Below are 13,275 nucleotides of genomic sequence, written 5' to 3'. Positions count from 1 at the left end.
GGAGAGCCCCGCGCAGCGGCCCCCCGCCCTCGCCCTCCACGACCTCCACGCCGCCCACGACACCACCCCCGTCCTCCACGGCGTGGACCTCACCGTCCACCCCGGAGAAATCGTCGTCCTCCTCGGCCCCAACGGCGCGGGAAAGTCCACCTTGTGCCAGGTGGCGGCAGGCCAACTCCCGCCCACCCGCGGCCGGGTGACCGCCGCCGGCCGGGACGTCACCAGCCTGGGGGCACCCCACCGCTCCCGCGCAGGCATCGTCCTCGCCCCCGAGACCCGCGGCATCTTCCCCACCCTGACCATCGAGGAGAACCTCACCCTCCACCTCCCGGACCCCGCGTCCCGCGCGGCGGTCTACACCCGCTTCCCCGCCCTGGCGGCCCGCCGCACCGTCCCGGCGGCCTCGCTCTCCGGCGGCGAGCAGCAACTGCTGTCCCTCGCCCCGCTGCTCCAGCGGCCCCCGGACGTACTCATCGCCGACGAGCCGTCGCTCGGCCTGGCGCCCCGGGTCGCCGACGAGGTGTTCCGGCTGCTCGCCGAGCTCAGGGACGCGGGGACGGGGCTGCTCCTGGTGGAGGAGAAGGCGGCGGAGGTGCTCGGCCTCGCGGACACCGTCGCCTACCTGGCGCAGGGCCGCGTCGCCTGGTCGGGGCCGCGCGCCGAGGTACGGGTGGACCGCCTCACGGAGGCGTACCTGGGCCTCGCGACCGAGGAGCCGGACCACCCGTCGATGGAGGCGAGGCACCCATGAACGACGCAGCCATGAACGAAGCACCCGTGAGCGAGCGCCCATGAGCGAGGCACCCATGAACGGGGACAAAGCACCCCTCACAGAACCCCCTGCCCTCACCGCCTCCCGCGTCACCGTCCGCTTCGGCGGCATCCGCGCCCTCGACGACGTCACGCTCACCCTCCGCCCGGGCGAGGTCTGCGGCCTCATCGGGCCCAACGGCGCGGGCAAGACCACCCTGTTCGACGTCCTGTCGGGCATCCGCCGCCCGGACCGCGGCCGGGTGCTGCTCGGCGGCGCCGACGTCACCCGGCGCTCACCGGTGTGGCGCGCCCGGCACGGCATGCGCAGGACCTTCCAGCGGCAGCAACTGTTCGGGCAGCTCACGGTCGCCGACAATCTGCTGGTGGCGCAGGAGTGGCGTGGAGGCGGCGGCGGGTTCGCCGCGGATCTGGTGGCGGCGCCGGCGCGGCGGGCCCGCGAGGGCGCCCGGCGCGCGCGGGCCGCCACCGTCCTGCGCGAGTGCGGCCTCGACGACCTGGCGGAACGTTACGCGGGCGGCCTGCCGGTGGGCCGGGCCCGGATGGTGGAGCTGGCCCGCGCCGTCGCGGACCCGCCCGCCGTGCTGCTCCTGGACGAGCCCGCCTCGGGGATGACGGTCCCCGAACGGCGACAACTCATAGCCGTCGTACGGCACTTGGCGGACGAGGAGGGCGTCGGCGTGGTCCTGGTCGAGCACAACGTGGCCTTCGTGATGGAGGTGTGCGCCCGCGTCGTCGTGCTCGACCTCGGCCGCGTGCTCGCCGAGGGCACGGCGGCCGAGGTACGCGCCGACCCGAAGGTCCGCGACGCGTACCTCGGCACCGCTGCCGGGCCGCCCCAACGACCCGGCGGTCCCGCCGACCGCGGCTAGCCGATGTTCACGCGGAAGATCCTGTCCGCGCCGTCCGGCTCCCCGCCGTTGCCGTCGGCGTTGGTCGTCGACAGCCACAGCGACTTCGCGCCCGGCACGGCGGTCACCGCGCGCAGGCGGCCGTACTGGCCGACATAGAACGCCTTGGCCGTGCCGACGTTCTCGTTGTCGGCGTTGATGGGGATGCGCCACAGGCGCTCGCCCTTGAGGGCGGCCATGTAGACCGCGCCGTCGACCACGGCGACGCCGCTCGGGGATGCCTCGGCGACGCCCCAGGTCTTCTTCGGGTTGGTCATCCCGGAGACATCGCAGGTGCCCTCACAGGTGGGCCAGCCGTAGTTCTTGCCCGGCTTGATGAGGTTCAGCTCGTCCTTGCTCGCGTCGCCCAGCTCGGCCTCCCACAGGCGGCCCTGCGGATCGAAGGCGATGCCCTGCGGGTTGCGGTGGCCGAGGCTGTACACGTAGTTGCCGAACGGGTTGCCGGGCGCGGGCTTGCCGTCCCGGGTCAGGCGCAGGATCTTGCCGTTGAGCGAGTTCTTGTCCTGCGCGAGAGGCTTGGACTGGGCGTCGCCGGTGGTGGCGTACAGATGGCCGTCCGGGCCGAAGGCGAGGCGGCCGCCGTTGTGGTACCTGGCCTTCTTGATCCCCTTCAGCAGCACCGTGTAGCCGCTGAGCGAGGAGCCGTCGTACGTCATGCGCGCGATCCGGTTGCCCTCGGACGAGGTGTGCATGAAGTACACGTAGTGGTTCGTGGCCCACTGCGGGTCGACGGCGACACCCATCAGGCCGCCCTCGCCACCGGTCGTCTGGGACTCGGGCACCTTGCCGACCTGCTTCTTCGTCGAGCCGTCGGCCGAGACCGACCAGACCCGGAAGTCGTCCCGCTCGGTGACGAGCGCGGACTTGCCGTCGGGCAGCCAGGAGGTGCCCCAGGGTATGGTCCAGCCGGTCGAGATCGTCTTGATGTCGGTGGGCTCACCGGCGGGTGCGGCCGGTGCGGCGGACACCGAGGGGGCGTACGCCACAAGTCCCGCCGTCAGCACGGCTGTTGTGGCGAGGGCCACCTTCCTGGCCGAGCGGCTCTTGCTCTGGCTGTCGTGCACGTGTTCCTCCATGTGGGGGGGTCTGCGTGGGGGTGATGGTTCACACGAGCTGGTGGGCGCGCATGCCGGTCAGGAGCATGTACGTGTTCTGGAGCGAGCCCGAACTGTCGCCCAGGGAGCGGTAGATGCCCCACTTGGGGCGGACGCGGTCGGCGAGGAAGGTGTCCACACCCGACGTCGACTTGTCGATCACGGTCGTGGAACCGCTCTTGAGGATCCAGCGCACGGACCCCGACGAGCCGTCGCCGATCTTGATCTGGAAGTCGACGTCGGTCCATCTGTCGTGCAGCGGCTCCAGATCGGTGCGGCCGACGAGGATGCCCCGCTCGAAGATCTTCAGCTCGATGGTCTGCTTGCCGCCCACCCGGCGCAGCGACTGCACGACGATCGGCGCGCTGCCCGCGCCCGGCTGCTTCATCTGCATGATGTGCGTGAAGCTCGTGGTCGCCTTCAGCGAACTCGGCAGGTACATGCGGTAGGTGAGGCGCCAGGTCTGGCCCTTCTGCCACTTCAGGTACGAGTCGCCGGTGCGGCAGCCGGTGACCTCGTGGCGCTGGCGGTCGTCGCTGGTGTCGCGGTCGACCGTGTGCATGGTGAAGCGGAAGTTGTCGCCCTCGGCCTTGATGTGCGGCTTGGCCGCCGGGTGCGAGCCGGCGCGGTCGTCCTCCAGCGTCTCGAAGGCGCGCAGGCCGACGTCGCGGGCGGACGGGGACCAGCGCAGCTGCCAGTCGGCGGCGGGTGCCGTGCTCACCGCGCTCTCCGCGCTCGCCTCGGGCAGGCCGACGGCCGTGGCGGCGGCGCCCGCTCCGGCCCCGAGTGCCGCCCCCAGTACGGTCCTCCGTGAGGGCGTCATCGCCCGCTCACCTTCTTCCTGAGTTGTTCGTTCATGATCAGAAACGCGCCTAGTCCGTGGAAGTCGTTGGTCTGCCGGGGGCGCGCGATGTAGAAGGCGTAGTCGCCGACGTTGGTGCCGATGGAGATGTCCGTGAGGTCGGTCAGCCCGTCGGAGCCGAGCGAGATCTTTTCCAGCACGCCCCGGTAGCCGCGCCGCGCGACACCCTCGTAGGACTTCGCGATGTAGCCCTTCTCCGCCCCGCGCGACAGGGCGAAGGTGAACATGCTGGAGCAGGACGTCTCGGTCCAGTTGCCGTCGGCCGTCCCCTTGTCGACGACCTGGAACCAGCGGCCGGTCGCCGGGTCCTGGGTCCGCGCGATGCCTGCCGCCAACTCGCGTACGTGGCCGAGCAGTTCGCGGCGCCCCGGGTCGCTCCGGGGCGTGGCGTCCAGGACGTTGACGGCGGCCATGGAGTACCAGCCGATGGCCCGGCACCACTGCTCGGGGGCGCGCCCGGTGCCCTTGTCGGCCCAGACCGCGGTGCGCGACTCGTCGTACGCGTGCTGGAACAGGCCGTTGTCCGCCTGGAGGCGGCGGGCGTACACATTGAGCTGCTCGACGGCCTCCCGGTCGGTGTACGCCTCGTCGGCGAACTCCTTGCCGTACTCGACGAGGAACGGATTGACCATGTAGACGCCGTCGGACCAGAGTTGGTGGGCGCGGCTCGCGGTGTCGGCGTGCCAGAAGCCGCCGTCCTCGGTGCGCGGGTAGGTCTTCAGGCGCTCGCGGATCATCCGGGCGGCGACACCGTAGCGGTCCTCGCCGGTCTCGTGGTGCAGGATCACCAGGAGCCGCCCGGCCTGCATGCTGTCGAGGCTGTTGAACTTCTGCCCGATGTTCCCGTCGGCGTCGACGAAGCGGTCGACGTACTCCTTGATGTACGTCAAGTAGCGGTCTTCGTGGGTGCGTTGGTACGTGAGGTACTGGCCGTAGAGGTAGAGCCCGACGGGGTAGGACCAGCCGCCGATCGACGTCGGCGTGTGCCGGGCCGTGGTGGATTCGACCAGGGCGACGGACCAGTCGGTGGCCGGGGGCCGCGCGGTGGCCGGGGGCCGGCCGGTGTCCGGTAACCCGTCAGCCGCGGCCGGGCCCGCCTGCGCGGTGAGGACGGCGGCCCCGGCGAGGAGCGCGGCGAGGACGGTCCGGGCGGTCCGGGCGGTCCGGATGGACGTCGACGGGTGCTGCGGTAAGGCGGGTGAACGGCGGCGGCGCATCATGTTCCTCCCTCGCGGTAGGCGAAGCCGGGGTGGTCCGGGGCGGGCCCGCGCGCGGCCTCGACCAGGGCGCGGACGATCCCGTGGTCGGGCGAGCGGTGGCAGGCGGGGTCGGTGCGGGCGGCGTCGCCGGTCAGGGCGTGGGCCTGGCAGCGGCAGCCGCCGAAGTCGACGGCGCGCAGCGCGCAGGAGCGGCAGGGCTCCCGCATCCAGTCCTCGCCGCGGTAGCGGGTGAAGGCGGGCGACTCACGCCAGATCCAGTCGAGCCGGTGGTCCCGCACGTTCGGGGCGTCGTCGCCGAGCAGCTCCGCCGCGGCCGGGCAGGGCAGCACCGAGCCGTCCGGCGCGACGGTCAGGGACACCGCGCCCCAGCCGCCCATGCACGGCTTCGCCGTGCCGTCGATGTAGTCCGGCGCGACCCAGACCAGCTCCATGCGCCCGGCGAGCCGGACCCGCCGGCGCTCCAGGGTGAGGCGGGCGCGCGCCACCTGGTCCGGGTCGGGAAGCAGCGCGGCGCGGTTCTCCAGCGCCCAGCCGTAGAACTGGGTGTTGGCCAGCTCGATGCGGTCGGCGCCCCAGGCCAGGCCCAGCTCCACGAGCGCGTCCAGGGCGTCGAGGTTGGCGCGGTGCAGGACGGCGTTCAGGCCGAGCGGCAGCCCGGCCTCGCGGACCAGGCGGGCGGCGCGCTCCTTCGCGCCGGTCGCCCGGGCCCCGGCGATGAGGTCGGCCCGTGCGGGGTCGGCGTGCTGCACGGACAGCTGGACGCTGCGCAGGCCCGCGTCGACCAGCTCGGCGAGCCGCGCCTCGTGCAGGCCGACGCCGCTGGTGACGAGCTGGGTGTGGATGCCCGCCCCGTCCGCCGCGGCGACGATCCGCGGCAGATCGCGGCGCAGCAGCGGCTCGCCGCCCGACAGATGCGTCTGGACGACGCCCAGGTCGGCGGCCTGGCGCAGCACCTCGCACCATTCGTCGGCGGTCAGCTCAACTGACCGACCGATCAGTTTGACGGGGTTGGAGCAGTAGGCGCAGCGCAGCGGGCAGCCGTGGGTGAGCTCGCAGAGCAGGGCCCAGGGGGGCTCGGGGGCCGGGGGCGGCGCGGCGCGGCGGGCACCCGCGTCGGGGGCGCCGTGCACGCCGGGGGCGCCGTGTGCCTGGGGGGTACCAATGGCTTCGCTCACCGCAGCCACCCCTCCGCCCGCAACTGCCGTAGAAACGCCGGGACTTCGGTGCCGACCGGCGCGTCCGGGTGGCGGCGGGCCAGCTCCGCGACGATGGCGGCCACGTCGCGCGCGCCGTCGCACAGCGCCACGATGCTCCCGGCCGCGCCGCGAAGGACCACCACGCGCTCCGGCAGGAGCAGCAGGTCGACGCCGCGCACCCGGTCGTGACGGAGCATCACCGAGCGGGCGAGCACGGGCCGCCAGTCGAGACCGACGCGGTCGTCGGTGGCGGTGTCACGCATGGCCGCCCCGCTCCCCCGCGACGGCCCCGGACGCCTCGCGCGAGGCACCGTCGCCGCCACCCGCAGCGTCGCCGCCGCCCGCACCGTCACCGCGACCCGCGCCGTCGACCGCGTCGAGCAGCGACCACAGCACGTCGCACTTGAAGGCCAGCGCCGCCACGGCCCGCTCCTGCTGCTCGCGGGTGCGGGCCCAGGCGCGGACCAGGCCCAGCGCCTCCTGCCCGTCCCTGCCGCCCTGCCCGACCCGGCCCCGGAAGTAGGCGAGGCCCTCGGCGTCGATCCACGGATAGTGCCGCTCGAACGCGGCGATGCGGGTGCGCATCAGATCGGGCGCGGACAGCTCGGTGAGCGAGGCCGCGACGGCGTCGAGGGCGGGGCGCAGGCGGCAGAAGTTGACGTATCCGTCGACGGCGAGCCGCACCCCCGGCAGCACCCGGGAGGTGTCCCACAGCTCCTCGCGCGCGATGCCCGCGGCCTCGCCGAGCCGCAGCCACCGCTCGATGCCGCCCTCGCCCGGGCGTTCCCCGTCGTGGTCCCTGATCCGCCGCGACCAGCCCCGGCGCAGCGCCGGGTCGTCGAACTTGGCGAGGATCAGGGCGTCCTTGACGGGGATGTGCCGCTGGTAGTGGAAGCGGTTGGCGATCCAGCGGCGCAGCTCGGCCGGGGTCAGGGCGCCCTGGTGCATGCGTACGTTGAAGGGGTGGCGGTCGTGGTAACGCTCGGCGGAGACGGCGCGCAGCCGCTCGGTGAGCTCGTCGGGGGTCCAGGGCGCCCCGACGCCCCCTGCCCCGGTGTCCGTGTCGGTGTGGAAGGTCTTGACGGTCGCGGTCACAGCTCGATCACCATCCGGTCCTGCGCGACTTCGAGCCCCCAGTCGGCGAGTTGCCCGTGCTGTCCGGCGCCCGGGTCGCCGAGGGGGTTGGTGTTGTTCAGGTGGGTGTACAGACAGCGTCCGGGCAGTCGGGCGAGCCGGTGCGCGGTGCCGCCGGGCCCGGTGATCGGCAGGTGCCCCATGCCGGTCGCGGACTTGGCGCTGAACCCGGCCCGCCGGGGCTCCTCGTCGTCCCAGAAGGTGCCGTCGACGAACACGACGTCGGCCTCGCGTGCGGCCTTGTCGAAGGCATCGGTCCAGGCGGCGAGGGCCGGTGCGTACAGGACGGTGCGGCCGGTGCCGGTGTCGTGCAGGCTGAGGGCGACGGACCAGGTGGCGTCGTCCGGGCCCAAGTCGGCGGCGTAGCGCGGGCGTTTGGCCGAAACCGGCACGGCGGCGACCTTGATTGCTGACTGGTCGTTCAGTTGCCGGGCCGTTCCCGTGAGCTCGCGCCAGTGCACCTTCGTGTACGGGCCGAGCACGGCGCCGAGCCCGAGGCGGTCCCGGACGGCGGCGGCGACGGGCGCGGTGGCGAGGACGTCGACGCCGTCGCGGGCCTCCCGCAGCCGGGCGATGCCGAGGGTGTGGTCGAGTTCGGCGTCGGTGAGGACGACGCCGGCGAGCGGGGAGAGCCGGGGGTCGGCGGCGGGCCCGGGGGCGGGCAGCAGATCGGGGCACGCTTCGATCTGCTCGCCGATGTCGGGGGTGGCGTTGACGACGTACCAGTGGCCCGGGCCCGCGCGAAGGGCGAGCGAGGCGTGCCGGCGGCGGCGTTCCGGGTGGGCGCGTGCCCCGGCACAGCCGGGGCACGCGCAGTTCCACTGGGGGAGTCCGCCGCCCGCCGCGGTGCCGAGCACCTGCAGCAGCATCGGGCGGGTTTACCGGTCGGCGAGGCGGTAAGCCGTGACCTCGAGCGAGGTCTCGACGACCGTGTACTCGGGGGTCTGCCAGGCCGGGGCGCCGAGGGAGGCCGAAGCGGTCGAAGCCGCCGAGGACACAGCGGTGACCTCCGACGTTTCCTTCTCATGAACGTTCATGCGGGGGTTCCTATCCTTCCTGAAAAGTGGGGGTTCAGGAGCCACTGGGACACATCGCCGTCCATGTGCGTAGGGTGTTCACATGGATGGCCTGCGTTCAGTGACGTGCAACAGAGTTGCGGCATGACGAGACGCGGTCAATGGTTCGGACCGATGAGGTCGGAGCTATATCTAGCCATTCTCAGGGGCCCGCGCGCCGGGAACGCCACGCCAGGATTCACCGGTGACGCCCGGCGATCCCCGGTGACGCCACGCCAGGAATGCGGCACGGCCCCTGAGCGTTGACCATGGAAGTACCACCCGACGACGTATAAGGATCGAGAGCTCGTGAGCAAGGTCCCCCCGATCATCCTGAACAACGGCATCGAGATGCCGCAGCTCGGCTTCGGCGTCTGGCAGGTGCCGGACGACGAGGCGGAGCAGGCCGTCGCGACGGCGCTGGAGTCCGGGTACCGCAGCATCGACACGGCTGCCGTCTACGCGAACGAAGAGGGCACCGGCAAGGCCATCGCCAAGTCCGGCATCGCCCGCGAGAAGCTCTTCGTCACGACGAAGCTCTGGAACAGCGAGCAGGGGTACGACGCGACGCTCCGCGCGTTCGACACCTCCCTGGACAAGCTGGGCCTGGACTATGTCGATCTGTACCTGATCCACTGGCCGATGCCGGCCAAGGGCGTGTACGTCGACACGTACAAGGCGTTCGAGAAGATCCTCGCCGACGGCCGCGCCAAGTCGATCGGTGTCTCCAATTTCCTTCCGGAGCACCTGGAGCGCCTCATCGACGCCACGTCGGTGATCCCGGCCGTCAACCAGATCGAGCTGCACCCGCACCTCCAGCAGCGCGCCTCGCGCGAGTATCACGCGCAGCAGGGCATCACCACGGAGGCGTGGTCGCCGCTCGGCCAGGGCAAGGGCCTCCTGGAGGTCCCGGCGATCGTCGCCATCGCCCAGAAGCACGCGCGCACGCCCGCGCAGGTCGTGCTGCGCTGGCACATCCAGCTCGGGAACGTGGTCATCCCCAAGTCGGTGACCCCCTCCCGCATCCAGGAGAACATCGACGTCTTCGGCTTCGAGCTCGATCCCGAGGACATGGCGGCGATCAGCGCCCTGAACGAGGACCGCCGCCTCGGCCCGGACCCGGCGGAGTTCGAGACCGTCTAGGTCCCGCCTCTCCCCGGACGGCTCACGGGCAGCCTCAACAGGTCTTACGGAACGGGAGAGCCGGCACGTAGGCCCGCCATTCCGCGCGAGTGAGCCCCCCGTCCGCGCGCCGGCACGCGGCGGCTGCCGCCCGCCCCGGCGCCAGGGGGAGGCTGCGCGTGGCGGTTCGCGGCGTCGCCACCCGCAGTGCGCCCCCGGCGAAGCCGAGGGCGAGGACGGGACCGTCGGTGCCGGGGTATGCGGCGCCGGTGAGGCGGGGGGTGTCGGTCTCCCAGAGGCGGACGGTGCCGTCCGTCTGGCCGAGGGCGAGGTGGCGGCCGTCCGGGGAGAAGGCGAGGGCGACCGACTCCTCCGGGACCGCCGCGGGCGAACCGGTGGCCAGCACCCCCAAGCGGCGGGTGCCGCGCGCGTTCCACAACGCGACCCTGCCGTCGCTGTCGCTCACGGCGAGAAAGCGGCCGTCCGGGCTGAAGGCCACTTGCCGGAGGTCGCCCTCGCCACGCAGGACCCTCGTCGAGCGCCCCGTCCGGATGTCGGTCAGCTGGCCGTTCCAGGCGAGGACGGTCCGGCCGTCCGGAGACAGCGTGGCCCCATGAGTGCCCATCGGCCGGCGCAGTTCCCGGGAGCCCGCACGCTCACCGACCTTCCAGATATCGAGCTCCGGTGCGTCGTTGTCCTGCACCTGGGCGGGTGAGTCGGAGGCTGGTGAGCCGAAGGTGACAAGGGGGGCCTTGTCGGAGGGCACCACGAGGTCTTCCACCATCGACGGCACGAACTCACTCGCCCGCGGGCGGCGTTCACCCACACTCCACCGGCGCACTATCGTTCCGACGGGCGCCCCCTGCTCCTCTCCGACACCCGCCGTGTACGCGAGAGTCCCGCCGCTCGGCGAGAACCCCAGGAGCGGAGTAACGCAGTCCCGGCACACGCGGCCCGGCAGCCGGGCCCGCAGCCGTCCGTCGCGGGCGTCGCGGAGCTGAACCTCCTGCCCCTCTCGGTCACGCCGAGCGACCGCGAGGGTGCGACCGTCCGGGCTGAACCCGGCGCCGGCAAGCGGCCCCCCGCCACGCCTGCTCGCCAGCGCGTCGCGCACATCGATGCTGCGGACCACCGTGCCGGACGCCTGGTACCGGAGCATGCCGCTCGCGGTGTCGAGTCGGGCCGTACCGACCGTCCCTTCAGGGAGGGTGTACCTCATCAGCGGCGCGCCGGGCGTCGTCAGGCGCCAGAGCGCGAGCTCGCGCGCACCAGTGGTGACTGCCCAGGTGCCGTCCTCGCTGTAGTCCCCCTGCCACTCGCCGACGTCGGGCACATCGAGCCGTGGGCGCTCCTGCCCGGACCCCACCTCCCACGTCCGTATGCCGTCTCCCACATCGAAGGAGAGAGCACGGCTGTCCGGAGTGAAGGTCCGCTCCTCCGCCCCGCATGCCTGCCTCTGCACCTTGCGCGGCCACGGCGCACGCCGCGCCCGTCCGTCGCCGACCGTGTGGAGGGTCATGCGCCGCCCGTCCTCCGAGCAGGTGACGAGCAGCCGGCCGTCGGGGCTCAGGAGGGGAAACGGGCTGTCGCTGGTGATGTCTCCCGTGACGCGCGCGAGTCGCCGGTGCCGGCGCACGTCCCACACTTGGACCAGCACGCGGCTCCCCAGCTCCGTCCGGGTGACGAACAGTCGCCCGTCGGGGCCGAACCCGCCGTCGGCGTTCCGCCAGTCGCGCGGCCCGAAGGGCTGTCCCAGCGTGCGCCCCTCTCGCACGTCCCGTATGGCGAAACCCCGAGCCGTGTGCAGGGCGATGAAGCGGCCGTCCGGGCTGGCGCCCGTGTAGTCCTTGAAGATGCCCTTCTTGTTGTCCGTCCCGAGCCGCCGTCCGCTGCGGGCGTCCCACCAGGTCACCTTGTCGCGGCCGACTGCCGTCAACACGCGACCGTCATGGCTCAGGTAACTGGGCGCGTTCATCGCGTCCGCCGCCTCGAATCCCGCGGCCGTCCCCGCCTCCCGCTGCACCCCCGCCGTCCGCACCGCCTCCCGCGTCTCCGGCAGGTCAGCGATCCGCCAGGCCGCGACGCCCAGGCGCATCGCGGTGCGGGGGTCCGTCACGCGCAGGGTCTGGGCGATGCCTGCGATGCGGCGGCCCTGGGCCTCGGCGGCGCGGAGGTCGCCGGCGCGGTTCTGCTGCCAGGCGATCGTGCCCGCGACCGCCGCGAGGCACAGCAGGACCGCGAGCGCGGACAGGAGGGCGCGGGTGCGGCGCACGGCGCGGGCTCGCATGCGGGCGCGGTGGTCGTGGGCGGCGACGGCCGCCTGGAGGAACTCGGCTTCGAGGGTGGTGAGTTCGGAGGCGTCGGTGAACGCCTCGCGGGCGGCTGAAAGGCGCGTGCCCCGGTACAGCGCTCCGGGGTCGCGGTCCAGGTCCCGCCAGATCAGGGCCGCCTCGGTGAGCGCGCGGTGCAGCCGCAGCCGTTCGCGGTCCGTCTCGATCCAGCCGCGCAGGCGGGGCCAGGCGCTGAGCAGCGCCTCGTGGGCCACGTCGACGTGGGTACCGTCGACGGTCAACAGCCTAGCGGCGACCAGACGTTCCAGTACTGCACCACAGTGGGGGCCCAGCTCGGCGCGCTCGACGGTGCGCCGCGTGTCCTGCGTGCCGTCGCCGGGCGCGACCATGCGGAGCAGCAGAGTCCGCGCGACCGCCGCCTCCGCTTCCGTGAAGCGACCGAAGACGTCCTCCGCGGTGTGCGCGATGGCGCCGCGGACGCCGCCGATCGCCTCGTACGCCGCGAGCGTGAGCGTCTTGCCGCTGCGCCGCCGCCAGACCTCGCGCAGCGCGTGCGCCATGAGGGGCAGCCCGCCCGGCTCGTCGCCCACGTCGGCCACGATCCGGGCGGTCAGCGTCCGCTCCACGACGAGCCGTTCGGCCGCGGCCGGGCGGACGATGGCCTCGCGCAGGCGGTGCGGCGGCATGGGGCCGACGAGGAGCGTGGCGTCCCGCAGGACGTCGGCGAGGGGGCCGTGCTCGGCGCACCGGCCGTAGAAGTCGGCGCGCACGGCGAGCACGACGCGCAGCCGGTCGGCGGGGTCGCGGGCGGCGAGCAGCAGGTCGAGGAAGCGGTCGCGCTCGGCCGGGTCGTGGCAGAGCGAGAAGACCTCCTCGAACTGGTCGACGACGAGCAGGGTGTCGCCGTCGGCGGTGCTCGGCTCGAACAGCGCCCGGTGCGTACGGGCGGGGCGCTCCCCGGGAGTGAGGATCCGGATCGCGGCGAGCCGCGCCGCCTCTCCCCCGTCCGCCCGCTCAGCGCCCCGTTCCCGCAGCGCCGGCACCAGCCCCGCCCGCAGGAGCGACGACTTGCCGCTGCCCGACGCGCCGACAACGGCGGTGACGCGGCGGCGGGCGGTGAGGGCGAGGAGTTCGGCGATCAGGTCGTCGCGGCCGTGGTAGCGGGCACGGTCGCCGGGGCCGAAGCGGGCCAGGCCCGGGTACGGGGACTCGCCCCCGTCGGGGGCCGGTTCGACGGCGGCCAGCGTCTCGTACCAGCGCCGCTCCCACTCCGCCGCCTCCTCGGCGCCCCCGCCGCACGCCTCCACGTAGGCGAGGAGCACCGGCAGCGACGGGAGGCGTTCGCCCGCGGCGGCGGCCGACAGCGTGGGCGCGGAGTACGGGACGCGCCCTGCGAGCGTCCGGTACGTCGGGCCACCCGCCTCCGCGCGGAACTTGCGCAGCTCGTACGCGAACCGCTGCACCGGGCCCGCCGACGGTTCCAGCGGCTTCTCACGACGCCCCATCAGTCGCCCACTCCCCCGTCCCCGTCGCCGGCCCCCACCGGCTCGTCGGGCCACGCTAGCAATTGATAGGCGGCCCGCGGCGGGGCTGCCCATCAATCGCGGCGCGGCTGAACT

The 13,275-nt window shown here is 73.3% G+C and carries 12 protein-coding genes; 3 read left to right on the top strand and 9 right to left on the bottom strand.

Going from position 1 to position 13,275, the window contains the following annotated elements; genetic code table 11:
* The coding region (locus STRAU_RS36160) for an ABC transporter ATP-binding protein (protein ID WP_052029420.1) at positions 1 to 751 on the top strand (751 nt) is incomplete at its 5' end.
* 40 nt (positions 752 to 791) lie between these two features.
* Entirely contained in the window at positions 792 to 1,643 is an 852-nt protein-coding gene (locus tag STRAU_RS36155) for an ABC transporter ATP-binding protein (RefSeq protein ID WP_259300090.1), read from the top strand.
* Here the strand turns inward: STRAU_RS36155 and STRAU_RS36150 are convergent.
* Genes STRAU_RS36150 through pqqA form a run of 8 tightly spaced genes read right to left on the bottom strand, consistent with a single transcriptional unit; the run spans position 1,640 to position 8,225 of the window.
* Entirely contained in the window at positions 1,640 to 2,758 is a 1,119-nt protein-coding gene (locus tag STRAU_RS36150) for a PQQ-dependent sugar dehydrogenase (RefSeq protein WP_016645350.1), read from the bottom strand. The two genes, STRAU_RS36155 and STRAU_RS36150, sit on opposite strands and share 4 nt — an antisense overlap.
* 28 nt (positions 2,759 to 2,786) lie before the next feature.
* Positions 2,787 to 3,599: a polysaccharide lyase family protein gene (locus STRAU_RS36145; protein ID WP_016645349.1), complete on the bottom strand. Its 813-nt coding sequence runs from the start codon at positions 3,597 to 3,599 to the stop codon at positions 2,787 to 2,789.
* Positions 3,596 to 4,858: a glycoside hydrolase family 88/105 protein gene (locus STRAU_RS36140; RefSeq protein ID WP_016645348.1), complete on the bottom strand. Its 1,263-nt coding sequence runs from the start codon at positions 4,856 to 4,858 to the stop codon at positions 3,596 to 3,598. The genes STRAU_RS36145 and STRAU_RS36140 overlap by 4 nt, the downstream gene beginning before the upstream one ends.
* Positions 4,855 to 5,988, bottom strand: coding sequence for a pyrroloquinoline quinone biosynthesis protein PqqE (gene pqqE / locus STRAU_RS36135; RefSeq protein WP_016645347.1), 1,134 nt, complete (start codon positions 5,986 to 5,988; stop codon positions 4,855 to 4,857). Before pqqE ends, STRAU_RS36140 begins: the two co-directional genes overlap by 4 nt.
* Positions 5,989 to 6,029: 41 nt before the next feature.
* Positions 6,030 to 6,317: a pyrroloquinoline quinone biosynthesis peptide chaperone PqqD gene (pqqD, locus tag STRAU_RS36130; RefSeq protein WP_016645346.1), complete on the bottom strand. Its 288-nt coding sequence runs from the start codon at positions 6,315 to 6,317 to the stop codon at positions 6,030 to 6,032.
* Positions 6,310 to 7,149 carry a pyrroloquinoline-quinone synthase PqqC gene (pqqC, locus tag STRAU_RS36125; RefSeq protein ID WP_016645345.1) on the bottom strand — a complete coding sequence of 280 codons (840 nt, stop codon included), beginning with the start codon at positions 7,147 to 7,149 and terminating at the stop codon, positions 6,310 to 6,312. The genes pqqD and pqqC overlap by 8 nt, the downstream gene beginning before the upstream one ends.
* Positions 7,146 to 8,057 carry a pyrroloquinoline quinone biosynthesis protein PqqB gene (gene pqqB, locus STRAU_RS36120; protein WP_016645344.1) on the bottom strand — a complete coding sequence of 304 codons (912 nt, stop codon included), beginning with the start codon at positions 8,055 to 8,057 and terminating at the stop codon, positions 7,146 to 7,148. The genes pqqC and pqqB overlap by 4 nt, the downstream gene beginning before the upstream one ends.
* Before the next feature lie 9 nt (positions 8,058 to 8,066).
* On the bottom strand, positions 8,067 to 8,225 hold the full coding sequence (pqqA, locus tag STRAU_RS39700; RefSeq protein WP_016645343.1) for a pyrroloquinoline quinone precursor peptide PqqA: 159 nt from the start codon (positions 8,223 to 8,225) through the stop codon (positions 8,067 to 8,069).
* Between the two features lie 327 nt (positions 8,226 to 8,552).
* Between pqqA and STRAU_RS36115 the strand changes: the two genes are divergently transcribed.
* Positions 8,553 to 9,386 carry an aldo/keto reductase gene (locus STRAU_RS36115; protein ID WP_016645342.1) on the top strand — a complete coding sequence of 278 codons (834 nt, stop codon included), beginning with the start codon at positions 8,553 to 8,555 and terminating at the stop codon, positions 9,384 to 9,386.
* 34 nt (positions 9,387 to 9,420) lie between these two features.
* Here STRAU_RS36115 and STRAU_RS42040 read toward each other — a convergent pair whose 3' ends face one another.
* Positions 9,421 to 13,161, bottom strand: a complete 3,741-nt coding sequence (locus STRAU_RS42040; protein ID WP_016645341.1) for an nSTAND1 domain-containing NTPase — start codon at positions 13,159 to 13,161, stop codon at positions 9,421 to 9,423.
* Positions 13,162 to 13,275: the final 114 nt, after the last annotated feature.

Origin of the sequence: Streptomyces aurantiacus JA 4570 (genome assembly GCF_000414115.1) — a bacterium.
Lineage (GTDB): Bacteria > Actinomycetota > Actinomycetes > Streptomycetales > Streptomycetaceae > Streptomyces > Streptomyces aurantiacus_A.
This window is presented reverse-complemented; position numbering and strand designations above follow the sequence as displayed.

Coding starts and splice junctions, on each gene's coding strand:
- STRAU_RS36155 (WP_259300090.1), top strand. CDS start 792: ATGAGCGAGGCACCCATGAACGGGGACAAAGCACCCCTCACAGAACCC.
- STRAU_RS36150 (WP_016645350.1), bottom strand. CDS start 2,758: ATGGAGGAACACGTGCACGACAGCCAGAGCAAGAGCCGCTCGGCCAGG.
- STRAU_RS36145 (WP_016645349.1), bottom strand. CDS start 3,599: ATGACGCCCTCACGGAGGACCGTACTGGGGGCGGCACTCGGGGCCGGA.
- STRAU_RS36140 (WP_016645348.1), bottom strand. CDS start 4,858: ATGATGCGCCGCCGCCGTTCACCCGCCTTACCGCAGCACCCGTCGACG.
- pqqD (WP_016645346.1), bottom strand. CDS start 6,317: ATGCGTGACACCGCCACCGACGACCGCGTCGGTCTCGACTGGCGGCCC.
- pqqB (WP_016645344.1), bottom strand. CDS start 8,057: ATGCTGCTGCAGGTGCTCGGCACCGCGGCGGGCGGCGGACTCCCCCAG.
- pqqA (WP_016645343.1), bottom strand. CDS start 8,225: ATGAACGTTCATGAGAAGGAAACGTCGGAGGTCACCGCTGTGTCCTCG.
- STRAU_RS42040 (WP_016645341.1), bottom strand. CDS start 13,161: ATGGGGCGTCGTGAGAAGCCGCTGGAACCGTCGGCGGGCCCGGTGCAG.